A 22,047-nucleotide genomic window follows, 5' to 3' on the forward strand; every position below is an offset into this window, starting at 1 on the left:
TCGGACATCGGCGCGGGCTGGGCGTCCGAGGTCACCTCGACCGCCGACTCCGTCCGACGGGTCGGTGGTCGAGGCGATCCGGGCGATCCGCGCCTCGGGGAAGGCGGCGGTGTTCTATCCGTTCGTCCTGATGGAGCAGGTGGAAGGAAACGGGCGGCCGGACCCTTGGAGCGATGCCAAGGACCAGCTGGTCATGCCCTGGCGAGGGCGGATCACGACGTCGGTCGCGGCCGGGCGCAAGGGCTCGCCACAGGGAACGGCTGTGGCGGATGCCGAGGTGGCGGCGTTCTTCGGGGCGGCCTCGGTCTCGGATTTTGCCGAAAGGGACGGCCGGATCGTTTATTCGGGGCCGCAGGAATGGGGCTATCGGCGCTTCATCCTGCATTACGCGCATCTGTGCCGGATGGCGGGCGGGATCGACGCCTTCCTGATCGGCTCCGAGATGATCGGGCTGACGCAGATCCGGGGGGCGCAGGACTATCCGGCGATCGCGGCCTTGCGGCGGCTGGCGGCGGAGGTGCGTTCGATCCTCGGGCCAGGCGTCAAGCTGGGCTATGCGGCGGACTGGTCAGAGTATTTCGGCCATCATTCGGGCGGGGGCGAGGCGGTGTTCCACCTGGACCCGCTGTGGGGCGACGAGAACATCGATTTCGTCGGCATCGACAACTACATGCCGCTGTCGGACTGGCGTGAGGGCGAAAGCCACCTCGACGCGCATTGGGGCGACATCCACAATGTCGATTACCTGCGCGCCAATGTCTGCGGGGGCGAGGGGTTCGACTGGTATTACGCAAGCGACGAGCACCGGCTGTCGCAGGTCCCCACGCCGATCACGGACGGGCAGGGCGAGCCCTGGATCTGGCGCTACAAGGACCTGAAGGGCTGGTGGTCGAACTGGCATTACGACCGGAGGCCGGATGGCCAGAGGTCGGCCGATCCGACGGCCTGGGTGCCGGGGTCGAGGCCGATCTGGTTCACGGAATACGGCTGCGCGGCGCTCGACAAAGGGACGAACCAGCCGAACAAGTTCCTGGATGCCATGAGCAGCGAGTCGATGCTGCCCTGGTTCTCGGACGGGCGGCGGGACGACGCCATCCAGGCGGCCTGTGTCGAGGCGGTGACCTCGTATTGGGCCGATCCGGCGAACAATCCCGCCATGAAGAATGGCGGGCGGATGGTCGAGTTATCGCGCGCCCATGTCTGGGCATGGGACGCGCGGCCCTATCCGGCCTTTCCGGCGCGGGGCGACCTCTGGTCGGACGGGCCTGCCTGGGAGCGGGGGCATTGGCTGAACGGCCGGGCAGGCGCGGTGCCGCTGGCGGATGTGGTGCGCGACATCTGTGAAGGAGCCGGGGTCGCGGCCTTCGACGTGAGCGGTCTGCATGGGGCCATGCGCGGCTATGCCGTCAGCGGACCCGAAAGCGGGCGGGCGGCCTTGCAGCCGCTGATGCTTGCGCACGGGTTCGACGCGGTGGAGCGGGATGGCGTGCTGCGCTTTGTCATGCGCGACGGGCGGGTGGACGCGGTGCTGGCAGAAGACGAGCTTGCCGTGGCCGAGGAGGTCGGCGGGTTCGAGATCACCCGTGCGCCGGCGGCCGAGATGGTGGGCCGGGTGCGGCTGAGCCATGTCGAGACGGGCGCCGACTATGGTGCGCGCACCGCCGAGGCGGCTTTGCCGGACGGACAGATCCTCTCGGTGTCGGACAGCGACATGCCGATGGTGCTCACGCCGGGCGAGGGGCACGCAATTGCGTCCCGCTGGCTGGTCGAGGCGAAGGTCGCGCAGGAGGCGGCGCGGTTCGCGCTGCCTCCGTCAAGGGCTGACCTGGGACCGGGCGATGGGGTGCGGCTGGCGGATGGCGCGGGGGCGGGGGACCGCTGGCGCATCGACCGGGTCGAGCGGGCCGGTGCCACGCTGGTCGAGGCGGTGCGGGTCGAGCCGGGGGTCTATCGCCCTGCGCCGTATGTCACCGGTGAGTTGCGCGGGAAGGCGCATGTTCCGGCGGGGCCGGTGTGGCCGGTCTTCCTGGACCTGCCGCTGATGAGGGGGACCGAGGTGCCCCATGCGCCGTGGCTTGCCGTCACGGGGACGCCCTGGCCCGGCGCGGTACGGGCCTGGGTGTCGGTCGAGGAGGACGGTGGCTGGCAGCCGAACGTGATCCTGCCCTCGCGCGCGGTCATGGGGGTGACGCTTGGGCCGCTGCTTGCGGCGAGGCCGGGGGTCATGGACCGGGGGCCTGCGCTGCGGCTGCGCGTCAAGGGCGGCAACCTGCGGTCCGTCACCCGCAACGCGCTGCTGGCAGGCGGCAACGTGATGGCGATCGGGGATGGCTCGCCGGGGAACTGGGAGCTGATGCAGTTTTCCGAGGCAAAGCTGGTGGCCCCGGGCGAGTGGGAGATCTCGGGTCGGCTGCGGGGACAGGCAGGGACGGATGCGCTGATGCCGGCGCAATGGCCGGCGGGCAGCGTCGTCGTGCTGATGGACGGGGCGCCGCGTCAGGTGGACCTGGACCCGGACGCGCGGGGGCAGTTGCGCCATTGGCGGATCGGGCCGTCGAGCCAGTCGCCCGATGACGAGAGCTATCGTGCGCGGTCCCTTGTCGCCGCAGGCGCGGGGCTGCGGCCCTTGTCGCCCTGCCACCTGTCTGTGAGGGACCGCGAGGTGACTTGGGTCCGCCGCACCCGGACCGGCGGCGACGGCTGGGATGCGCCCGAGGTGCCGCTGGGCGAGGCCTATGAACGCTATGTAATCCGGCTGGTGCGGGGGACGAGCGAACTGCACCGCGAGGAAGTCTCGCGTCCCGCTTGGACGATCCCCGAAAGTGTCTGGACCCGCGCCGCGCAGGGGGGCGGCTTCGTCATCGAGGTGGCGCAGCTTTCCGAAATCCACGGGCCGGGCCCGTCTGTCAGGAGGAACATCCATGTCTGAACAGGCAACGCTGCGCTGCGGGCTGCCGCTTCTGCAGCCCGCGCAGGCGCAGAAGCATGTCACGGTGAACGACGGCCTGATGCGGCTGGACGGGCTGGTGAACCTGGTGCTGCAGAGCGTCACGGCCGCCAGCCCTCCGCCCGCCGTGACGGACGGGCAGTGCTGGGCCGTTCCCTTCGGCGCAGGCGGTCCCTGGGCGGGGCAGGCCGGGCGCATCGCCATCGGGGCGAATGGCGGCTGGGTCTTTGCCGAGCCGCAGCGCGGGCAGCGGGCCTTTGTGCTGGACCAGGGCCTGAGCGCGCTGTGGGACGGCACGGCCTGGCTGCCCGGCGCGCTGACGCTGGGGGCCTCGGGCGGCGGTCTGGGCGCCGGGATGACCACGGGCGAGGTCGAGATCACCGCCGGGGCCACGCTCGGCACGGGGGTGTTCATCCCGGCGAACGTGCTGGTTCTTGGCGTCACGGGCCGGGTCATCAAGCCCGTCACCGGCACGCTGACCAGCTGGATGATCGGCGTCACGGGGGCGACCAACCGCTATGGCTCGGGGTTGGGCCTGCCGCTGAACTCGTGGTCGCAGGGGCTGCTGTCGGCGCCTTCGGCCGTCTATGCGGCGCAGGAACTGCGTCTGACCGCCACGGGGGGCAACTTCGCCGGGGGACGGGTGCGGCTGGCGATCCACTGGCTTGCCTTGCGCGTTCCCGATCCGGTCTGAGCCTTTTCGTCGCCCCCAACCTGCCCTAGATGGGTAAGGGCGACGAAAGGAACCGGGACATGGACGGACAGCCCTATGCCGATGGCCCCGAGGTGACCCACGCCTCGGTCTGGCACCAGATCCAGCGCGAGGCGGCCGAGGCGGCGGCGGCCGAGCCGCTGCTGGGCGCGCTGATCCACGCGGGACTGCTGCACCACCGGACCTTCCCGGCGGCGCTGGGTTACCGCTTTTCGCTGAAGCTCGCATCCGGCGAGATGAGCGAGCAGATCCTGCGCGAGATCGCGGACGACGCGCACCGGCGCGAGCCCGCGCTGGCGATGGCCGCCGAGGCCGACCTGCGCGCGGTCTACGAACGTGACCCGGCCTGCCACCGGCTGATGCAGCCGATGCTGTTCTTCAAGGGCTTCCAGGCGCTGCAGGCTTACCGGATCGGCCATTGGCTGTGGGACCACGGCCGCCGCGACATGGCCTATTTCGTGCAGATGCGCTGTTCCGAGGTCTTCGGCGTGGACATCCACCCGGCCGCCCGGATCGGAACCGGCGTGATGATCGACCATGCCCATTCCATCGTGATCGGTGAAACGGCGGTGGTCGGCAATGACGTGTCCATGCTGCATTCGGTGACGCTGGGTGGCACCGGAAAAGAGGACGGCGACCGCCATCCCAAGATCGGGGACGGCGTGCTGATCGGCGCGGGCGCCAAGGTGCTGGGCAACATCACCGTGGGCCGCTGCAGCCGCATCGCGGCGGGCTCGGTCGTGCTGACGGACGTGCCGCCCTGCAAGACCGTTGCGGGGGTGCCGGCGCGGATCGTGGGCGACGCGGGATGCAGCGCGCCCTCGGACATGATGAACCAGATCCTCGGGCTGGAAGGGATCGTCTAGGCGGCCCAGCGGTCGGCGGCGCTGCCGGTGAGGTCGGCGAGGGTGATCCTCTCGGCCTCAAGCCGGGCGTCGAGACCGCGCGCGATGCGGTCGGCCAGCGAGAAGCCCTGGTAGATGAGGGCGCTGTAGATCTGGATGGCCGAGGCGCCCGCCTCGATCTTGGCCCAGGCCTGCTCGACGGAAGCGATGCCGCCGACGCCGATGACGGGCAGGCTGCCACCGAGGTGGCGGTAGAGGCGGGCGAGCATCTTCGTGGACAGATCGAACAGGGGCGCGCCGGAAAGGCCACCGCTCTGGCCCGCGTGGCGCGAGGCCAGTCCGGCGCGGGTCAGCGTCGTGTTGGTGGCGATGGCACCATCGATGCCGCTGTCGCGCAGGACGGTGGCGAGTTCGGCAAGCGCCTGCTCGTCGAGGTCGGGGGCGATCTTGACGAAGACGGGCGGACGGGCGCCCGAGGCATCACGCGCATCCAGCACGCCCTGGATCAGGGCCGAAAGGGCGCGGGCGCCTTGCAGATCGCGCAGCTTTTCGGTGTTTGGCGAGCTGACGTTGATCGTCAGGAAGTCCGCGACCGGCGCGGCGAGGCCAGCCACATGGGCGAAGTCGGCGGCGCGGTCGGCGCTGTCCTTGTTCGCGCCGATGTTGAGGCCCACGGGGACACCGTTGCGCGGGCGCGCAGCCAGGCGGGCGCAGATCGCCTCGGCGCCCTCGTTGTTGAAGCCGAAGCGGTTGATGATCGCGCGGTCCTCGGTAAGGCGGAACAGCCTGGGCCTGGAATTGCCGGGCTGGGGTCGCGGGGTGGCCGCGCCCACCTCGGCGAAGCCGAAGCCTGCGCGGGTCAGTGGGCCGACCACGCGGGCGTTCTTGTCGTAGCCCGCGGCGAGGCCCACGGGGTTCGGCAGGTCCAGCCCGGCCAGACGCGTGGCAAGCCGTGGCGAGGTGAAGGGCTTGCCGGGCAGCGGCACGAGACCGGTGGAGAGCGCCTTGAGCGACAGGTCATGGGCGCGTTCCGGGTCGAGCCGGTGAAGGGCGGCAAGGCCTGCGCGTTCGATCAGGCTCATGCGAGTTCCCCCGGTTCGTGGCCTTGGGGACCAAGGGGAATGGGACGATGCCACAGGACATCGGAAAGCCTCAGGTCACGGTAGAGATGCGGGAACAGGGCGCCGCCGCGCGAGGGCTCCCACCGCAGGTCGGGGGCGAGGGCCTCGGCCTCGCAGGCGAGGAGGGCAAGGTCGTTCTCGCCCGCGAAATGCCTGGCGAGCGTGGTGGCGAGCTGCTCGGCCGTGGAGAAATGCACGTAGCCGTCGGCCACGTCCACCGGCGCGCCGTCAGTGCGACCGGCGGCTTGCAGGGCGGCCCATTCCGCGGCGCGCAGCACCTTGTAGATCAGCATGTTTCCTCTTGCGGCAGGACCGCTAGCACGCCTGCGGCGATGCGGCGGTCGTCGTCATTCTCGGGGCCGACGTTCCACGGGCAGAAGCGCAGGCGGAAGGCGGACAGCCGCGTATCGGCAGCCGCCGGGGGATAGCCGATGCGGTCGAGCATGGCGGCGAGTGGTGCCTCGCGCGTGCCGATGCCCGGGCTCAGCGCAAGGCCCCCGCGGGCCAGACGCCCCCAGTCGAAGCGGGGGCCGGGATCGGTCTTGCGGGCCGGCGCCATGTCGGAATGGGCGATCACGCGATGGGGCGGGATCGCCCAGCGCGCCATGATCCCGGCCAGCAAGGTTTCGAGCGCGTTCATCTGCGGATGCGGAAAGGGGCGGTCGCCGGGGTTGGCAAGCTCGATGCCGATGGAGTGAGAATTCACGTCCTCACGTCCCTGCCAACTGCCAGCCCCGGCATGCCAGGCGCGGCGATCCTCGGGAACCAGCGCCTCGGTCGTGCCGTCCGCGTCGATGATCCAGTGGGCCGAGACCTCGGCCGCGGGATCGCACAGCCGCGCGCGGGCCGAGGAATAATCCGCCATGCCGGTAAAATGGATCACCACAAGGTCAGGCCTTTGCACGCCGCGCCGTTCGCCGTGATTGGGTGACGGAAAGCTCATGCGCGGCCGGTCCCCTCAGGGGCGGCGCACGAGGTCATTGGACAGGCGGGGCGGCCGCAGGGCGGTAGCTGCAGGCGTAACCGTCGCCATCGGGATCAAGGCCCAGCCGGTCACGCTCGGGCCCGCCTTCCGCGATGAAGGCGCGCTGGGCGGCGATGGGCGTCCGATAGGCAGCGCAGTTGCCAGTGGTGCCAACGGCACGCGGATAGATCGGGGCGACGTTCCCTTCAAGCCGGCGGGACGTGACAGGGGCCGGCACGGTGACGCGCGCAGTGGGCACAACCGTGCGCTGGCGCACCACGGGCGCGACCGGCACCGGCAGCACGGTCCGCTCGCTGGGCAGTACGGGCCGCGTGCTGGGAAGCGTGGGCGGGCGCGGGTCCACGGCGGGTGCGCCGCGGAACGGCACCCGGTGCGGGGGAAGTCCGTCCGGGGTCACGGCCTGTTCTAGGATCTGGACCGGCGAGGGACCCGCGATCTCGGCCGGGGTGGGCGCGCGGACGGGCAGGGCGACCGGAATGACCCGCGGCGGCTCGGCCCGGTAGCCGGTGAGCGCCAGTTCCCGCCCCCGCAGATAGTCGCCATAGGGCGTGGCGTTCGCCCGGTAATTCGGGTTCCAGCCCTGATTCTCGCCCGAACAGGCAGCCAATACGAGGAGCGGGATCAGGGTCAGGGCGCGCATCTCATTCTCCTCGAAGGGGTGGCCGTCAGCTTACCACTTACCACCAGCGCCGGGGCTTGGCGACAAATCCCGCCGCATTTTCCAGAACGGCGCCGTGGTTCAGAAGGTTGCCTTCGTCCCACGGGCGGCCGATCAGCTGCAGCCCCAGCGGCAGTCCCTGGGCGTCCAGTCCGACCGGCACGGCAAGTCCGGGCAGCCCGGCGAGGTTCACCGTCACCGTGAAGACGTCGTTGAGATACATCTGCACCGGGTCCGCGTCGGTCATCGCCCCCAGCGGGAAGGCGGCCGAGGGCGTCGCGGGCGTCAGGATCGTGTCGATGCCCTGCGCGAAGACCTGGTCGAAGTCGCGCTTGATCAGCGCGCGGACCTTGCGGGCGCGGTTGTAATAGGCGTCATAGAAGCCCGCCGACAGCACATAGGTGCCGATCATCACGCGGCGCTGGACCTCGTGCCCGAAGCCTTCGGCGCGGGTCTTTTCATACATCTCGGTGATGCCGTCGCCCTGGCTCAGCCTTGCGCGGCGACCGTAGCGGACGCCATCGTAGCGGGCGAGGTTCGAGGATGCCTCGGCCGGCGCGATCACGTAATAGGTGGGCAGGGCGTATTTCGTGTGGGGCAGCGAGATGTCCACGATCTCGGCGCCCGCGTCGCGCAGCATTTCGGCGCCCTGCTTCCACAGCGCGTCGATTTCCACCGGCATCCCGTCCATGCGGTATTCGCGCGGGATGCCGATGCGCTTGCCGCGGATGTCGCCGGTCAGCGCGGCCTCGTAATCCGGCACCGGGCGATCGGCCGAGGTTGAATCCTTCGGATCGACCGAGGCCATCGCGCCCAGCATGATCGCGGCGTCGCGCACCGTCTTGGTCATCGGTCCCGCCTGGTCCAGCGAGGACGCAAAGGCGATGGTGCCCCAGCGGCTCACCCGGCCATAGGTCGGCTTCAATCCCACGGTGCCGGTGAATGCCGCCGGCTGGCGGATCGAGCCGCCGGTGTCGGTCCCCGTCGCCGCAAGGCAGAGGTCCGCCGCCACCGCCGCCGCCGAGCCCCCCGAGGAGCCCCCGGGCGTCAGTTGCCGGTCGTCCAGCTTCCACGGATTCACCACGTTGCCATAGACGCTCGTCTCGTTCGACGAGCCCATGGCGAATTCGTCCATGTTCAACTTGCCGAGCATCACCGCGCCGGCGTCGAACAGGTTCTGCGTGACGGTCGATTCGTATTCCGGGCGGAAGCCTTCGAGGATGCGCGAGGCCGCCTGCGAGGGCACGCCCTTCGTGCAGAACAGGTCCTTGATCCCCACGGGAATCCCGCACATCGCCGGCGCGTCGCCCGAGGCGAGCCGCCGATCCGCTGCCGCTGCCTGCTGGCGCGCGATCTCGGGCGTGTGGTGGACAAAGGCGTTCAGCGCACCCGCGCCGTCGACGGCGGAAAGGCAGGCGTCGGTCAGCTCGGCCGCCGTGATCTCGCGCGCGCGCAGGCGGTCGCGGGCCTCGGCGATGGTCAGTTCGTTCAGGCTCATTCCACCACCTTCGGCACGGCAAAGAACCCCTCGCGCGCGTCGGGGGCGTTGCGCAGGATCGCCTCCTGCATGTCGCCGTCGGTCACCACATCCTCGCGGCGCTTGAGGCGCATCTTCTCGACCCCCGTCATCGGCTCGACGCCTTCGACATCGACCTCGTTCAGCTGCTCCATGAACTGCAGGATGCCGTTCAATTCGGCGGCGAGCGCGGGCAGCGCCTCGTCCGCGACCGCGATCCGCGCCAGATGCGCGACCTTCCGGGCCTCGGCTTCGGTGATGGACATGGGGGTTCCTTTCGCTTGGCCCGCGGTTTACCCGCGGTGGACCGGCCCTGCAAGCCGCGCTAGCCTGCGGCCCGAAACGCAGGAGGTATGGAATGAAACTGACCTGGCTGGGCCACGCGAGCTTCCGCCTTGAGATCGAGCAGGCCGTGATCCTGATCGACCCGTGGCTGTCCGGGAATCCCGTGTTCCCCGCAGACCGGCGCGACGAGGCCGTGCGCGGCGCCACCCATATCCTGCTGACCCACGGCCACGGGGACCACACCGGCGACGCGGTGGCGCTGGCCAAGGAACTCGGGGCCACGGTCGTCGGCATTGCCGATCTGATCGGTTACTGGTCCGAGGCCGAGGGGCTGGACGGCATCGGCTTCAACAAGGGCGGCACGGTGGACCTGAAGGGCGCAAGGGTCACGATGGTCAACGCCAGCCATTCCTCGTCGCTGATGGTGGATGGCAAGCCCGTCTATGCCGGGCACGAGTCGGGCTACATGATCCAGGGCGAGGGCCGCACGATCTACGTTTCGGGCGACACCGACATCATGGCGGACATGGAATGGATGGCGGAACTGCACCGCCCCGAGATCGGCATCCTCTGCGCAGGTGGCCACTACACCATGGACATGGAGCGCGCAGCCTGGGCGGCCAGGCGGTACTTCGACTTCAAAACCGTCATTCCCTGTCACTACGATACCTTCCCCGCGCTGAGACAGGACCCCGAGGTAATGCGCCGCGCCCTTCCCGGTGTCGATGTCCTCACCCCGAAGGTCATGGAAGCGGTCGAACTGTAAGCTCCGCTGCTTCTTCCTGATGTGAAATACCCCGGGGGAGTCACGAAGTGACGGGGGCAGCGCCCCCATCCTTCACCTCTTCGGGGGGCGGATCGTGTCACCGGGCAGGAAGGTCGGGGACAGCGCCACGATCCCGTCCTCGGGGCGTGGGTCCTTGCCTGACACGATCCGCGCCGCGCGCCGCCCGATGTCCAGCCGCCGCGCATCGGTCGTGGCCAGCCGCATCGGCAGCCCGTCCAGCAGGTCCACCCCGTTGAAGCCGGCAAGCCCCAGCCGCCCCGGGATGTCGATTCCGCGTTCACGCGCCCAGATCAGGCCGCCCGCTCCGATCAGGTCGTTCGAGTAATACAGGAAGTCCAGTTCCGGCTCGCGCGCGAGGATGCGCTCGGTCAACTCGCGCCCCTTCGCCAGGGACGATCCGCCCTGATAGTATTCACGCGCGACCAGCGGCACGCCCGCAGCCTCAAGCGTGCGCTCGAAGCCGGCAAGGCGCTTCCGGGCACGGTGATCCTCGGGCATGTGTGTGCCGATGAAGCCGATGCGGCGATATCCGGCGGCCAGGATCTCGCCGGCCATTTCCGCCCCCGCGCGGTCGTGGCTGATGCCCACCGCCGTGTCGATCGGAATGCCGTCCACGTCCATGATCTCGACCACCGGAACTCCCGCGCCCTCCAGCATCGCGCGGGACGCCCTGGAATGCTCGAGCCCCGCCAGGATCACGCCCGTCGGCCGCCAGCTGAGCATGTCGTACAGCACCGCCTCTTCCCGCGCGGGGCCGTAGTTCGTGACGCCGATCACCGGCTGCAGTTCGGTGTCGTCCAGTTCCGCCGAAATCCCCCCCAGCACGTCCGGGAAGACCAGGTTCGACAGCGAGGGGATCACCACCGCGACCAGGTTCACGCGCTGGCTGGCCAGCCCGCCCGCGATCTTGTTGGGGACATAGCCCAGCGCGCGGGCCGCGTTCAGCACCTTTTCCCGTGTCGCGGCCGAAACGTCGCCGCGGTTGCGCAGGACCCGGCTGACCGTCATCTCGCTGACCCCCGAGGCCAGCGACACGTCGCGAAGCGTCAGGGGGCGGCGGCGAGGACGGGAAGCTGTCATGGGCAAATCACCTGGGGGAACGGTCCACCGTTAGCGCATGACAGCCCTCATCCGCAACCTTGCCATCCGGCGCCCGCCCGTGCGAGAACAACCCCGACGACCCCGTGGCTCAACTGGATAGAGCAGCCCCCTCCTAAGGGGCAGGTTGGAGGTTCGAATCCTCTCGGGGTCGCCATGAAATCGACGGGCTTGCTCTTCTCCCTCGGGCCTTGCGCTGGGAAGGTTCAGCGCCCGGATCTGGAGCGCACGGGTCATGCCGACCTGAGGACTTATCTCGGGGCGATGGCCTTCGTTCAGCGGCCGGCCAGCTTCCGCATCCTGCGCGGCAGAGGCAGGGGCCTTTCCCGGCATCACCCTCTATCTCAGATACTGGTTTCCGGCCAAGGACCGGACGCAGGTGACTGGCCTGTTCACGGCCGCCGCTCCGATTTCTCCGGTGCTCGGCTCGTCAATTGCCGGGACGCTGGCGGAAATGGACGGGCTCAGGGGATGGCACGGCTGGCAGTGGATGTTCGGCCGGAAGCCATCCCGACACTGGTCGTGGGCGTCCGTAGTGCTGTTCTGCCTGACCAATCTTCCCGAGCCCGATGATCCTGTCGGGCCTGCTGTTCATCCTGGGGCTGCTGGTCACCATCCAGTCCCTCGGCCGCGAAGGCGAGCCGGGCACCCCCTTGGCTTGCCCTTCCGGCGCTTCGGTCCCCGGCTTCCATTCTGAAGGGGGGATACGACGGATCTTCCGTCCAGCCTCGCGATGGGCATTTCCCTCCCCTCGTCCTTCGCCAGCCTCGGCCGCCCTGGCACCTGAGAGGGACGGCAGGCGCTCATCGACAGCCCGAGGATCGGAGCGAAGAGCCCAGTGCCCGGGGGCGAATGCGTCGCCGCGGAATGGCTAGACCAGCATTCCGACGGCATGAAGGGCGACGCCAAGGGCCGCCGCTCCCGCCAGCACCGTGGTCATCCCGAGCTTCAGCCGGAACACGGCCACGAGAGCAAGCGCCGACAGCGCAGCCGCCGTCCAGTCGATGGAGCCGAGGACAGGCAGTTCCAGCGATACCGGCCCGCGCTCGACCGGCTGCACGTCCCGCCAGATGACATGGACCCCGAACCAGATCGCGAGGTTCAGGATCACGCCGACGACCGAGGCCGTGACGGCCGTCAGTGCAGCCGACAGGGCCCGGTTGGCGCGAAGACCCTCCATGTAGGGAGCACCGAGGAAGATGAAGGCAAAGCAGGGTGCGAAGGTGACCCAGGTGGTCAGCAGGCCGCCCATCGTGCCGGCAAGAAGCGGGCTTTCCCACCCCGCTTCCCGGAAGGCGCCCAGGAAGCCCACGAACTGAAGCACCATGATCAGGGGGCCGGGCGTCGTCTCGGCCATGCCGAGACCGTCCAGCATCTCGCCGGGGCCGAGCCAGCCATAGGTCCCGACAGCTTCCTGGGCCACATAGGCAAGGACGGCATAGGCGCCGCCGAATGTCACCACCGCCATCTTCGAGAAGAAAAGGGCGATGTCGGTGAAGACGTTGCCCTTCTCGAGGGCAAGGACCAGGATCGCCACCGGCGCCAGCCACAGGATCAGCGCGGCCGCGCCCGCCCTGAGCGCGTTCCGCCGTGCGGCAGCCGGCATCTCGGCCATCTCCTCCCCGAGAAGCGTTTCGGCATCGTCGATGTGAACGCCGCCGGCCGGTCCGTGGCCGCCACCCGGCGCGAAGGCGCGCAAGCCGGACCGCGCCCCCAGAAAGCCGATCAGGCCCGCGGTGAGCACGATCAGGGGAAACGGCGCATCGAAGGCAAAGATCGCCACGAAGGACAGAACCGCGAGCAGGCGCATGGCATCGTTCTTCAGGGCACGGCGGCCGACGCGGACCACCGCTTGCAGTACAATGGCAAGGATGGCGGCCTTGAGGCCGAAGAACAGCCCCTGGACCACGCCCACGTCACCGTAAAGGACGTAAAGCCAGCTCAGGGCCATGATCGCCACCGCGCCGGGCAGCATGAACAGCGCGCCTGCGATCAGGCCGCCGCGCGTTCCGTGCATCAGCCAGCCTATATAGGTGGCAAGCTGCTGCGCCTCGGGTCCGGGAAGAAGCATGCAGAAGTTCAGCGCATGCAGGAACCGCCCGTCGCCGAGCCACCGCTTTTCCTCGACAAGGATGCGGTGCATGACGGCGATCTGCCCGGCAGGGCCGCCAAAGGACAGCAGCGCGATGCGCCCCCAGGTTCGGGTGGCCTCGGCCAGCGAGGGAAACTCGGGCCGGGAGGCCCGGACGGCAGAGCCGCCGGACCGGTCTGGTTCAGAGGAAATCCTCGTTTCGGACACAGCGCAACTCCCGTTCCCGCAATGGGCCAGTTGTGGGCCTCGCCGGCGGCGTCCGGCCTCCGACCCGGCCTGCAACGGCTCGTGATCGTCAGCATACATGCGTGCAAGGCCGAACGACACGGTATCCCGGCGACAGTCCGCCTTGCCCGAACGGCGCAGCCGCGCGCGAGGTCAGTCCGGCGGGGGGGAGGCGGACATGTGCAGGCTTGCCCTTTCCTGCCGGGCAAGACGCCGGAACCGCCAGGCGAGCCGCGCCCGAGGTTGTGCCGCAACCCAGATGCGGCGCGAAACGTGCATTTGGCGGCAGCCGGGCGCTCCCGGCTGCCGCCTTGCTTTCGTCATCCTTCCGTCAGGCGGAAGGTCAGGGATGGGCGGCCCAGATCCTCGCCTCGCGGTCGTGATAGCGCCGCACGGCCGCCGCGGGCAGCGCGTCAAGGGGAACCACGCCCGCATCGGCGACCACCCCCGCCTTGTCCAGCAGCGGTTGCGCGCCCGCGGCATGGCCGATCGCCTTGCAATGGGCGAAGGCATCCGACACGAAGTCGATGGCCGGCTTGTGCTGGCAGAGCTTGCGCGCCGCCGCCTCGGTCAGCACCAGCGCGATGGCGTCCACCACGACCGACGGCGTGCCGTCCAGCTGCCCGTCGCCCAGGCCCCGGCGCGGCGCGATGGTTATGGCGACCCCGCCCGCCGCCTTGATGGCCGCGACCAGTGCCCTGACCTGGGACGCGTCGCTGTCCTCATCCATGAGGATGCCGACCTTGCGCCCTTCCAGCGTCTCGGCCGCGTTCTTCAGGATCGACAGCGCGTCCGAGGCCGGCATGTCCACCGGCTCGCTCGCGGGGGCGGCGCGTGGCGGCAGGTCAAGGGCGAGGCCCTTGGCCACCCGCGCGGCCATCGTCTCGTCCACGTTGCGCAACTGCGCCAGCACGGCCAGGCGGACATGGGGCAGGTCCACCTTGGACAGCTCGAAGGTGAAGGCGTTGACGATGTGATCCTGCTCGACCGGGGTCTGGCTGCGGTAGAACAGCCGCGCGTGGCTGAAGTGGTCGCGGAAACTGTCGGCGCGCACCCGCAGCTTCTGGTTCGCGTCCTCGGCCTGGTCCATGCGGCGGATCGTTTCGAACCCCTGCTCGGACGGGCGCGGGCCCTGGTCCTCGCCCGCCTTGTCGAGGCTGTTCGGCTCGTAATTGGCGCGGCCCTTGTGGACCAGCGTCTGCATCATGCCGTCGCGCTGCATGTTGGCGAAGGGGCAGCGCGGGGCGTTGATCGGGATCTGGAAGAAGTTGGTCGTCCCCAGCCGCGACTTCTGCGTGTCGAGATAGGAAAACAGCCGCCCCTGCAGCAGCGGGTCGTCGCTGAAGTCGATCCCCGGCGGCACGTTCTGGGGCATGAAGGCGACCTGCTCGGTTTCCGCGAAGAAGTTGTCCGGGTTGCGGTTCAACTGCAGCGTGCCGATGATCTGGACGGGCACATCCTCCTCGGGGATGATCTTGGTCGCATCCAGCACGTCGTAGAACTGCGCCGAGGCGAAGGCCGCGTCGAAGACCTGGATGCCCAGGTCGAATTCGGGGAAGTCCCCGCGGTCGATCGCTTCCCACAGGTCGCGGCGGTTGAAGTCGGGATCGGCGCCCCCGATCTTCACGGCCTCGTCCCACAGAAGCGACTGCACCCCCAGCCGGGGCTTCCAGTGGAACTTGACGAAGCTTGCCTTGCCCTCGGCGTTGACCATGCGGAAGGTGTGGACGCCGAAGCCCTCCATCATGCGATAGCTGCGCGGCAGGGCGCGGTCCGACATCAGCCACATGACCGTGTGCATCGTCTCGGGCATCAGCGAGACGAAGTCCCAGAAGGTGTCATGGGCCGAGGCCGCCTGAGGGAACATCCGGTCCGCCTCGGGCTTCACGGCATGGATCAGGTCGGGGAACTTGAGCGCGTCCTGAACGAAGAAGGGGGCGAAGTTGTTGGCGACCAGATCCCAGTTGCCTTCGGCGGTGTAGAGCTTGGTGGCAAAGCCCCGCACGTCGCGCGGCGTGTCCTTGGACCCTTTCGAGCCCGCGACCGTCGAGAAGCGGGTGAAGGTCTCGCAGCTGTTGCCCGCCTTCTGGAACAGGGCGGCGCGGGTCAGTTCGGGAATGGCGCGGGTGACGGTAAAGGTGCCATGCGCGCCCGAGCCGCGGGCATGGACGATCCGTTCCGGGATGCGCTCGTGATCGAAGTGGAAGATCTTCTCGCGCAGCACGAAGTCTTCCAGCAGCACCGGCCCGCGCGGCCCGGCCTTGAGGCTGTTCTGGTTGTCGCTGATCGGCACGCCGTGATCGGTCGTCAGGATGCCGGTGCCGTCCCGCTGCTGCGTTTCACCGCCGCTGCCCAAGGGCAGGTCGAGGAGATCGCCCATTGCCGCCTCGCTGGCGCGCACGGCTGCGGCCATCTTTCCGTGCTTCGCGCCAGGCGGCGGTTCAGGCTGGTTGTCCGGGGCATCCGGGGCCACGTCACGGTGGTGAATGCGGTCGGTCATGCGGGTCTCTCAGGTCAGATCATGGCCGCGCTGACGGCGGCAGGCTGTCCCACAACGGCGACATCGGACCAAAGTTCCGCCGCGCCGCCCGGCCGTCAGGCAGCAAAGTCATGAGCTTCGCGCCCCGGCGCGGCGAGGGATGCCGATCTGCCCGACACCGCACCGCAAGGCGCTGCGCCTGAGCGGCGGGCATCCTTGCCGCTTTTCCGGAACCGCGAAAACCCACGGCCCGCTCTGAATCGGCCCGAAGTCTGCTGTGCGCCCTTGGCCCCCGCTCGGTCGGTCGTGCTATGGCTTCCGCATGAGGAAATACGGTCGCACCTTTCACCTGCCGATTTCACCCGGCGCCACCAGCGACGACAAGATCATGGCGTCGCTGGACGGCCTGATGGTGGAAGACCTTGTTGTCACCGAGAAGATGGACGGCGAGAACACGACCATTCACGCGGGCGGCTGCCATGCGCGCAGCCCTGACAGCCGCTACCATCCTTCCCGGGACTGGCTCAAAGCCTTCGCGGCAGGGATTTCACCCTTTCTGGCAGGGAACGAACGCATCGTGGGCGAGAACCTTTATGCGCGTCATTCGATCGCCTATGACGCGCTGCCGTCGTATTTTCTCGGCTTCGCCTGGATCGTCGGCGATGAAGTCCAGTCGTGGGACCTGACGCAGGCACGTTTCGAGGAACTGGGCATCATGCCAGTTCCGACGCTTTATCGGGGGCCTTACCGCGCAGGTCTGTTCGATGACCTGGCGCAGGCGCTCGATCCGGGCAGGCAGGAAGGTTTCGTGGCAAGGATCGCCGGCTCGTTCCCCGAAGGCGACATGCCTGCCCGGGTGGGCAAGTATGTCCGGGAAAGGCATGTCCAGTCGGAAATCCACTGGATGAAGGCTGAACTCATCCCCAATCGCCTTGCCGGTGCCTGACGGCCGCGATACCCGAAACGCGGATGTTGCCCGCTGGGATGTAGCAGGGCGGCACGCCGGGCGGCGTTGGAAACGGCGATCTGCGGCGTGGCCCCTCGGGCGAGGCGCGGCCGATCATCGTCTTGTGCTAGGACCGGCGTCGGCCTGCAGAGAGGGAAAAGATCGTTCCCCCGCACGAACTTGCAGCCCGTCGCTTGCAGGCACGTCCACTGTCGGGCCTGCACGCGACAGCCGTGGCAGTCCCGATTGCGCCGTAGGCACCTTGCAGGCGCTGCGTCCGCCGCTGCGTGATCCGGTTCGGGTGCGCGCCGGACTGCTCGGCCCCCGTCCTGTCGCCCGCGATGCCCGCCAGGGCTGCCGTGGCCTTGAAGGCGGGACTGTGGTTCCGGAGCAGTCGTCTGCCCTTGGTCTCTCGTTGGTCTCGCCACCCTCGCGATGTCACCCGGATCGTCCGCTCAATGCCCCTGTCCGGACTGGCCGGGCCGGTCCGCTCGGCGCGGGCGCGCGGGTCGGCAGCGGCCATGTCGGCGGGCAGCGTGCCGGTGCCGGTCCTGTCCGGCGATCACGCGCTTGCGCCATCGGCAACGGCGCGAACCCGGGGCCGGTCCGCTCGGGGCTGGGGGCGCGGGTCCCGGCTGTGTCCGCCTGATCCGCTGCTCACGAAAGCGGCAGCAAGCCGACAGAACGTCACCTCCGTGGCTGGTTCCGACCGATCCATGACACTGGCTTGAGCGGGGTGGAAAGCCTGCTACTTTCGGCTTTCAGAGAAAGAGGCGATCGGAATGACCTATTGCGTCGGGTTCCTGGTGCGTGCCGGGCTGGTGATGATGGCCGACACGCGGACGAACGCGGGGGTCGACAATGTCTCGACCTACCGCAAGCTCCGGCTCCACGGCAATGACGGCACGCGGTTGATCGTCACCGCGTCGGCGGGCAGCCTTTCGACGACGCAGGATGCGGTGCAGCGGTTGCAGCAGGGTGTGCCGAACCCGGAAACCGGCGCGCTCGACAGCTTCGAGACGGTCACCAGCATCTATGACGCAGCGCTTGCGGCAGGGCGCGCCATCCGTGCCGCGCGCGACGGCATGGACAGCCTGCAGCAGGGCCAGATCAGCTTCGATGCGACGCTGCTTGTCGGCGGCTCGGTCGGGGGCGAGCCGCTGCGGCTGTTCCTGGTCTATCCCGCGGGCAACTGCATCGAATGCGGTCCCGATACGCCCTATCTCCAGATCGGCGAGAACAAGTATGGCAAGCCGATCCTCGACCGGGCGCTCGACTATGACACGGACCTTTACGATGCGGTGAAGATCGGCCTCATCTCCTTCAGTTCGACGATGCGCTCGAACCTTGCGGTCGGGCTGCCCATCGACCTTGTCACCGCGCGGCAGGGGCAATCCGAGGCCGAGGTCGTTCGCCGGATCGAGACGAACGACGGCTATTTCGCCGAACTGTCGCGGCGCTGGTCCGAAGTGATCAACGAGGCCTGCAGGGCGGTCCCGAAGGTGCCCTTCGAGCCGGCGGGCTGAGCCGGCGGGGCAACTCAGGCGCTCTGCGCCTGGGTCTGGCCGACCGAGGCCGAAGGCGGCGCCTGGGTTGCCGAGATGAAATACCTTTCGCACACCGCGCGGTGCAGCGCAGACAGGTGGGATCGCACGGCTGGCAGCAGCTCGGCGATCCGGGCGGCATCGGGCCCGGCCTTTTCCGCGGCCGCCAGTTCAGAAGACAGGCGGGCAACGATCCCCGTGGCCGCACCCGGGTCCGGAAGCCGCGTGAGTGCCTGGCCGATCTCGCCCACGCAATAGACCAGCGCCCGGGGAAAGACCTGCGAGAAGATGAGGAAACGGCTCACGCCGGCGCGGGTCACCGGACCCCGAAGACTGCGGCGGTACATCTGATAGGCCGTCAGCGACTTGAGCACGCCGACCCATTCGGCGGCCCACAGCGCCTGCATGTCGCCCGCGCCATCGCCGATCCTGGCAAGCGCGTCCTCCAGCACTTGGACGGTGAAGTTGCTGCGCTCGACTGTGCGTCCCAGCCGGAGGAGGGCATATCCGGCGTCGTCGTTCATCGCGCCCAGGAACAGCCCTGCCATCGCCTGCGACCGTCCGATGATCTCGCGCAGGTGCACGTCGCGCTGATGGGGGGCGCCCGCGCCCGGCCGCGCGGCGGCCTGGTGCAGCCTGTTGACGGCTTCCCAGCTTTCGCGCGGCAGGATCTCCATCAGGGTGCGGATGTTCTCGCGGGCATAGGCGGAGGAGGCCAGCAGCGAGGACGGGTTCTGCAGGTCGCTGAGCAGGAAGTTGGTCGCCTCGCGCTCGGTCTGCTGCAAGCCCCGCGCCCGGAAGTCCTCCAGCGTGCCGGTGATCGCCAGCACCGGCTCCCAGAAGAAGCCGGCGCGATCGGGCCGGTCCAGCCGCAGCTCGGAATGGACGGCGACAAGGCGGGCGGTGTTCTCGGCCCGCTCGAGATAGCGGGCCATCCAGTAGATGTTCTCGGCGACACACGACAGCATCAGGCTCCTCCGACGTCCACCACCCAGGTGTCCTTGCTGCCGCCCCCCTGGCTCGAGTTGACGACCGTCGAGCCCTCGACCAGCGCCACGCGCGTCAGGCCGCCCGCCGTCACCTCGATGCTCTCGCCCGACAGGATGAAGGGGCGAAGGTCCACGTGGCGCGGAACCGCACGGTTGCCGACAATGGTCGGCACGGTGGACAGGGTCAGCATCGGCTGCGCCATGTAGTTGCGGGGATCGCGCCGCACCGCGTCGGCAAAGGCGTCACGTTCGGCCGGGGTCGCGTGCGGGCCGATCAGCAGGCCGTAGCCGCCGGATTCGTTCGCCGCCTTGACGACCAGCTTGTCGATGTTGGCAAGCACATGGTCGCGCTCATCGGGATAAACGCAGCGGAAGCTGGGAACGTTGGGCAGGATCGGCTCGGCGTCCAGGTAGTAGCGGATCAGCGCGGGTGCATAGGTATAGACGACCTTGTCGTCGGCCACGCCCGCGCCGGGTGCGTTGGCCAGCGCGACCTTGCCTTGCCGCCACGCCCGCATCAGGCCGGGCACGCCCAGCATCGAATCCGGATGGAACACCTCGGGATCAAGGAACAGGTCGTCCACGCGGCGGTAGATGACGTCCACCCGGCGCGGCCCCGAGATGGTCCGCATCTGCACGCAGTCGTCCTCGTCCACGAACAGGTCGGCACCCGTGACCAGTTCGACCCCCATCCGCTGGGCAAGGTAGCTGTGCTCGTAATAGGCCGAGTTGTAGATGCCCGGCGTCAGCACGACGATCTGCGGCAAGTCGCCCGGGCGGGGGCTCAGCGAGGCCAGCATCGCGTAAAGCTGCGAAGGATAGTCGTCCACCGGCAGGATGCGCGCGCGGCGGAACAGTTCGGGGAAGCACCGCTTGGTGATCTGGCGGTTCTCGATCATGTAGGACACGCCCGAGGGCACCCGCAGGTTGTCCTCCAGCACATAGACGGTCCCGTCGCAATGGCGCACGAGGTCCGAGCCGCAGATATGCGCCCAGACCCCATGCGGCGGCGAGACGCCCATGCATTCGGGGCGGAAGTTCTTCGATGTCGCCAGCAGTTCGCGCGGGACGATGCCGTCCGCGAAGGCCCTCTGGTCGTGGTAAACGTCGTCGATGAACATGTTCAACGCAAGCGCGCGCTGCTTCAGCCCCGCTTCGATGCGCCGCCATTCCGGCAGGGGCAGGATGCGCGGGATCAGGTCATAGGGCCAGTGCCGGTCGATCGAGCCGCCATCGTCGCCATAAACCCTGAAGGTGATGCCCATGAGCCGGATCACCATCTCGGCCGAGGCCACGCGCTCGGCCAGCGCGGCATCATCGACCGAGGCAAGATAGCTGCAAAGCGCCTCGGCGCCCGGGCGAGGGCGGCCCTGCCCGAGGATCACCTCGTCGTGGACTCCGTCCACGGGATAGTCATTCCAGCGTATTCCCATGTCACCTCCGGCTGAAGACGCGCCCGTGCATGTTCACCAATCCGTTGCATGGGCGTCATGGTGGAACAAGCCACCCAGCGGGAGCCCTGCTGCCGTCATCCGTTCCTGCCTGTTGTTTGGGCAGAGGCGATCAGGTCATGCACGAATCCAAGCTTGGTGATGACGGGCGTGGACAGCACGAAGGGGTAAAGATCGGCCAAACCCATGCTGCGGTTCAGCGAGTTGACCGCCAGCGTGAGCGGCGTCCAGGCGTCCACCAGCGCCTCGATGGTCTGCCCCCTGTAGGAATCGAAGTCGATGCGCGTGGCAAGCTCGCCCGCCTGGTCCACGTCCGGGCGCAACCGCAGGCCATAGGCGCCCGCCGTGCCCAGGGTGTCCACGATATGCAGGTAATGCGCCCAGGTCTCGGCGAAGTCCTCCCAAGGATGGGCAGAGGCATAGGCCGAGATGCAGCGTTCGCGCCAGTCGGGGGCCGGCCCCTGCGCGTAGTGGCGGTTCAGGGCTTCGGCATAGTCCTCGCGCTCGTCGCCGAACAGCGCGCGGAACTGCTCCAGCACCGCCGGATCGCCGTCCCGCACCAGGCGGTCCCAGTAGTAGTGGCCCACCTCGTGGCGGAAGTGGCCCAGCAGAGTCCGGTAAAGCTCGCCCATGCCTGTGCGCCGGCTTTCACGCTCGGCGTCGTCGGCTTCGGCGATGTTGATCGTGATCAGCCCCGAGGCATGTCCGGTCAGCACCTTGTCCGCGTTCGGATCGTCGGGATCGGCGATCATGTCGAGAACCAGTCCCTCGGGGTCCTCTGCCCGCGTGACCAGCGGCAGCCCGAACTGGATCAGCGAGTAGAACAGCCGGTGCTTGGCGTCCTCGATCCGCCGCCACCGCTCCAGATTGCCCTCGACCGACAGGTCCGGGATGGTGCGGTTGTGGCTGCAAGCCTCGCAGAAGATGCGTGTCCCGCCGGCAGGAACGAGCCAGTTGCAGACGTCATGTTCCGCATTAGCGCAGAAGCGATAGCTTTCGTGCGGCGCGTCGATGGGGAACCACAGTTCGCCCCCCTGACGCAGGGCCACCAGCGCCTGTCGCGCCGCGACATAGCCCAGCCGGTGGTTGCAGCGCCCGCAGAAGCGGTTCTCGAAATGAAGCGTTTGCCCGCAGTTCTGGCATTCGAACAGTTGCATGGAGATCCCTGACACCTTTGCTTCGCGAACATCTGCCGGCGGCACCGAGAGCAAAGCCAAGTTCAATCAGCTGAGAGGCCGAAGGTTCCACGGCCGGGCTGATCAGCCGCCGGCGAGTGATCCGGCTTTGATCCTGGTGCATGGCGGGCGGCGACCATGGCTCGCCCCAAGACGTGAGGAGGACAGGCCCTCATCCGTTCAACCTGTTCC

18 protein-coding genes, 1 tRNA gene and 1 pseudogene are annotated in these 22,047 nt (G+C 68.6%); 8 read left to right on the forward strand and 12 right to left on the reverse strand.

The window, feature by feature from the left end; genetic code table 11:
* Positions 1 to 58: 58 nt before the first annotated feature.
* From CK240_RS03600 to cysE, 3 genes and pseudogenes are all read left to right on the forward strand, one after another.
* Positions 59 to 2,929, forward strand: a pseudogene (locus CK240_RS03600) (baseplate multidomain protein megatron); the annotation flags it as partial.
* Positions 2,922 to 3,641 (forward strand): DUF2793 domain-containing protein, encoded by a 720-nt coding sequence (locus CK240_RS03605; RefSeq protein WP_095638963.1) that lies wholly within the window; start codon positions 2,922 to 2,924, stop codon positions 3,639 to 3,641. The pseudogene CK240_RS03600 and the gene CK240_RS03605, both read left to right, overlap by 8 nt.
* 59 nt (positions 3,642 to 3,700) lie before the next feature.
* Positions 3,701 to 4,525: a serine O-acetyltransferase gene (gene cysE / locus CK240_RS03610; RefSeq protein WP_095638964.1), complete on the forward strand. Its 825-nt coding sequence runs from the start codon at positions 3,701 to 3,703 to the stop codon at positions 4,523 to 4,525.
* Here cysE and CK240_RS03615 read toward each other — a convergent pair.
* From CK240_RS03615 to gatC, 6 genes are read right to left on the reverse strand one after another with little or no spacing between them, the layout of a single operon-like run.
* Positions 4,522 to 5,586, reverse strand: coding sequence for a quinone-dependent dihydroorotate dehydrogenase (locus tag CK240_RS03615; RefSeq protein WP_095638965.1), 1,065 nt, complete (start codon positions 5,584 to 5,586; stop codon positions 4,522 to 4,524). The genes cysE and CK240_RS03615 overlap by 4 nt on opposite strands.
* Positions 5,583 to 5,918 (reverse strand): DUF952 domain-containing protein, encoded by a 336-nt coding sequence (locus CK240_RS03620; protein ID WP_095638966.1) that lies wholly within the window; start codon positions 5,916 to 5,918, stop codon positions 5,583 to 5,585. The genes CK240_RS03615 and CK240_RS03620 overlap by 4 nt, the downstream gene beginning before the upstream one ends.
* Positions 5,912 to 6,568 (reverse strand): N-acetylmuramoyl-L-alanine amidase, encoded by a 657-nt coding sequence (locus CK240_RS03625; protein ID WP_095638967.1) that lies wholly within the window; start codon positions 6,566 to 6,568, stop codon positions 5,912 to 5,914. Before CK240_RS03625 ends, CK240_RS03620 begins: the two co-directional genes overlap by 7 nt.
* A gap of 34 nt (positions 6,569 to 6,602) precedes the next feature.
* Complete coding sequence (locus CK240_RS03630; RefSeq protein WP_095638968.1) at positions 6,603 to 7,250, reverse strand: hypothetical protein; 648 nt, start codon at positions 7,248 to 7,250, stop codon at positions 6,603 to 6,605.
* A 37-nt stretch (positions 7,251 to 7,287) separates the two neighbouring features.
* Complete coding sequence (gene gatA, locus CK240_RS03635) at positions 7,288 to 8,766, reverse strand: Asp-tRNA(Asn)/Glu-tRNA(Gln) amidotransferase subunit GatA (RefSeq protein WP_095638969.1); 1,479 nt, start codon at positions 8,764 to 8,766, stop codon at positions 7,288 to 7,290.
* Positions 8,763 to 9,050 carry an Asp-tRNA(Asn)/Glu-tRNA(Gln) amidotransferase subunit GatC gene (gatC, locus tag CK240_RS03640; protein WP_095638970.1) on the reverse strand — a complete coding sequence of 96 codons (288 nt, stop codon included), beginning with the start codon at positions 9,048 to 9,050 and terminating at the stop codon, positions 8,763 to 8,765. The genes gatA and gatC overlap by 4 nt, the downstream gene beginning before the upstream one ends.
* Positions 9,051 to 9,142: 92 nt before the next feature.
* On the opposite strand from gatC, the gene CK240_RS03645 reads away from it, so the two are divergent.
* Positions 9,143 to 9,835 carry a metal-dependent hydrolase gene (locus tag CK240_RS03645; RefSeq protein WP_095638971.1) on the forward strand — a complete coding sequence of 231 codons (693 nt, stop codon included), beginning with the start codon at positions 9,143 to 9,145 and terminating at the stop codon, positions 9,833 to 9,835.
* Between the two features lie 72 nt (positions 9,836 to 9,907).
* On the opposite strand, the gene CK240_RS03650 is transcribed toward CK240_RS03645, so the two are convergent.
* A complete protein-coding gene (locus CK240_RS03650) occupies positions 9,908 to 10,936 on the reverse strand; it encodes a LacI family DNA-binding transcriptional regulator (RefSeq protein ID WP_095638972.1) in 1,029 nt (342 codons plus the stop codon).
* Positions 10,937 to 11,034: 98 nt separating this feature from the next.
* Between CK240_RS03650 and CK240_RS03655 the strand changes: the two genes are divergently transcribed.
* Positions 11,035 to 11,111, forward strand: a tRNA-Arg gene (locus tag CK240_RS03655).
* 96 nt (positions 11,112 to 11,207) lie between these two features.
* Positions 11,208 to 11,651: an MFS transporter gene (locus tag CK240_RS19555; protein ID WP_420818606.1), complete on the forward strand. Its 444-nt coding sequence runs from the start codon at positions 11,208 to 11,210 to the stop codon at positions 11,649 to 11,651.
* Positions 11,652 to 11,825: 174 nt separating this feature from the next.
* Here the strand turns inward: CK240_RS19555 and chrA are convergent, their stop codons facing one another.
* Both chrA and CK240_RS03665 read right to left on the reverse strand, forming a co-directional pair.
* Complete coding sequence (gene chrA, locus CK240_RS03660; RefSeq protein WP_476704009.1) at positions 11,826 to 13,238, reverse strand: chromate efflux transporter; 1,413 nt, start codon at positions 13,236 to 13,238, stop codon at positions 11,826 to 11,828.
* Between the two features lie 376 nt (positions 13,239 to 13,614).
* A complete protein-coding gene (locus CK240_RS03665) occupies positions 13,615 to 15,684 on the reverse strand; it encodes a catalase (protein WP_095639241.1) in 2,070 nt (689 codons plus the stop codon).
* Positions 15,685 to 16,138: 454 nt separating this feature from the next.
* Here CK240_RS03665 and CK240_RS03670 point away from each other — a divergent pair, with 454 nt between their 5' ends.
* Both CK240_RS03670 and CK240_RS03675 read left to right on the forward strand, forming a co-directional pair.
* Complete coding sequence (locus CK240_RS03670) at positions 16,139 to 16,696, forward strand: RNA ligase family protein (protein ID WP_240517271.1); 558 nt, start codon at positions 16,139 to 16,141, stop codon at positions 16,694 to 16,696.
* A 782-nt stretch (positions 16,697 to 17,478) separates the two neighbouring features.
* Complete coding sequence (locus tag CK240_RS03675; protein ID WP_095638975.1) at positions 17,479 to 18,222, forward strand: proteasome-type protease; 744 nt, start codon at positions 17,479 to 17,481, stop codon at positions 18,220 to 18,222.
* Between the two features lie 14 nt (positions 18,223 to 18,236).
* On the opposite strand, the gene CK240_RS03680 is transcribed toward CK240_RS03675, so the two are convergent.
* The 3 genes from CK240_RS03680 to CK240_RS03690 all read right to left on the reverse strand — a co-directional run bounded on the left by CK240_RS03680 (position 18,237) and on the right by CK240_RS03690 (position 21,837).
* Positions 18,237 to 19,208 carry an alpha-E domain-containing protein gene (locus CK240_RS03680; protein ID WP_095638976.1) on the reverse strand — a complete coding sequence of 324 codons (972 nt, stop codon included), beginning with the start codon at positions 19,206 to 19,208 and terminating at the stop codon, positions 18,237 to 18,239.
* Positions 19,208 to 20,662 (reverse strand): circularly permuted type 2 ATP-grasp protein, encoded by a 1,455-nt coding sequence (locus CK240_RS03685; protein WP_095638977.1) that lies wholly within the window; start codon positions 20,660 to 20,662, stop codon positions 19,208 to 19,210. The genes CK240_RS03680 and CK240_RS03685 overlap by 1 nt, the downstream gene beginning before the upstream one ends.
* A 95-nt stretch (positions 20,663 to 20,757) precedes the next feature.
* Positions 20,758 to 21,837, reverse strand: coding sequence for a zinc-binding metallopeptidase family protein (locus tag CK240_RS03690; RefSeq protein ID WP_095638978.1), 1,080 nt, complete (start codon positions 21,835 to 21,837; stop codon positions 20,758 to 20,760).
* Positions 21,838 to 22,047: the final 210 nt, after the last annotated feature.

This window comes from Paracoccus salipaludis (assembly GCF_002287065.1).
Taxonomy (GTDB): domain Bacteria; phylum Pseudomonadota; class Alphaproteobacteria; order Rhodobacterales; family Rhodobacteraceae; genus Paracoccus; species Paracoccus salipaludis.

Bases quoted from the DNA above. Each gene is read 5' to 3' on its own strand.
- CK240_RS03620 (WP_095638966.1), bottom strand. From the start codon at position 5,918: ATGCTGATCTACAAGGTGCTGCGCGCCGCGGAATGGGCCGCCCTGCAA.
- CK240_RS03645 (WP_095638971.1), top strand. From the start codon at position 9,143: ATGAAACTGACCTGGCTGGGCCACGCGAGCTTCCGCCTTGAGATCGAG.
- CK240_RS03690 (WP_095638978.1), bottom strand. From the start codon at position 21,837: ATGCAACTGTTCGAATGCCAGAACTGCGGGCAAACGCTTCATTTCGAG.
- CK240_RS03680 (WP_095638976.1), bottom strand. From the start codon at position 19,208: ATGCTGTCGTGTGTCGCCGAGAACATCTACTGGATGGCCCGCTATCTC.
- CK240_RS03670 (WP_240517271.1), top strand. From the start codon at position 16,139: ATGGCGTCGCTGGACGGCCTGATGGTGGAAGACCTTGTTGTCACCGAG.
- CK240_RS03650 (WP_095638972.1), bottom strand. From the start codon at position 10,936: ATGACAGCTTCCCGTCCTCGCCGCCGCCCCCTGACGCTTCGCGACGTG.
- cysE (WP_095638964.1), top strand. From the start codon at position 3,701: ATGGACGGACAGCCCTATGCCGATGGCCCCGAGGTGACCCACGCCTCG.
- CK240_RS03675 (WP_095638975.1), top strand. From the start codon at position 17,479: ATGACCTATTGCGTCGGGTTCCTGGTGCGTGCCGGGCTGGTGATGATG.
- gatA (WP_095638969.1), bottom strand. From the start codon at position 8,766: ATGAGCCTGAACGAACTGACCATCGCCGAGGCCCGCGACCGCCTGCGC.
- CK240_RS03665 (WP_095639241.1), bottom strand. From the start codon at position 15,684: ATGGCCGCAGCCGTGCGCGCCAGCGAGGCGGCAATGGGCGATCTCCTC.
- gatC (WP_095638970.1), bottom strand. From the start codon at position 9,050: ATGTCCATCACCGAAGCCGAGGCCCGGAAGGTCGCGCATCTGGCGCGG.
- CK240_RS03685 (WP_095638977.1), bottom strand. From the start codon at position 20,662: ATGGGAATACGCTGGAATGACTATCCCGTGGACGGAGTCCACGACGAG.
- CK240_RS03615 (WP_095638965.1), bottom strand. From the start codon at position 5,586: ATGAGCCTGATCGAACGCGCAGGCCTTGCCGCCCTTCACCGGCTCGAC.
- CK240_RS03605 (WP_095638963.1), top strand. From the start codon at position 2,922: ATGTCTGAACAGGCAACGCTGCGCTGCGGGCTGCCGCTTCTGCAGCCC.
- CK240_RS03625 (WP_095638967.1), bottom strand. From the start codon at position 6,568: ATGAGCTTTCCGTCACCCAATCACGGCGAACGGCGCGGCGTGCAAAGG.
- CK240_RS03630 (WP_095638968.1), bottom strand. From the start codon at position 7,250: ATGCGCGCCCTGACCCTGATCCCGCTCCTCGTATTGGCTGCCTGTTCG.